Source organism: Rhizobium ecuadorense (genome assembly GCF_001187535.1).
Taxonomy (GTDB): domain Bacteria; phylum Pseudomonadota; class Alphaproteobacteria; order Rhizobiales; family Rhizobiaceae; genus Rhizobium; species Rhizobium ecuadorense.
The window spans coordinates 1-232 of the sequence record NZ_LFIO01001867.1 but is presented as its reverse complement, the minus strand read 5'-3'; the positions used below and the strand labels follow the sequence as shown (position 1 = coordinate 232).

Genomic DNA, 232 nt, shown 5'->3' with positions numbered 1-232 from the left:
GCGTGAAACATTGAATGGCGCGAGCGCCAACCGCAGGGGCCGCCAGGAAAGCCATATCAATCCCGGGCAGCAGGGGGATCGCCAGGCCGGCGAGCATGCTTGGCCGGAGGAGCTCTATGCCGCTCTCGATCTCGGCACCAACAATTGCCGTCTTCTCATTGCCCAGCCGACCCGTCCGGGACAATTTCGCGTTGTCGATGCTTTTTCCCGCATCGTGCGCCTCGGCGAAGGC

At 63.4% G+C, this 232-nt stretch carries 1 pseudogene; it reads left to right on the top strand.

Annotated features, from left to right (window positions below):
• Positions 1–232, top strand: a pseudogene (locus tag AF337_RS39180) (Ppx/GppA phosphatase family protein); the annotation flags it as partial.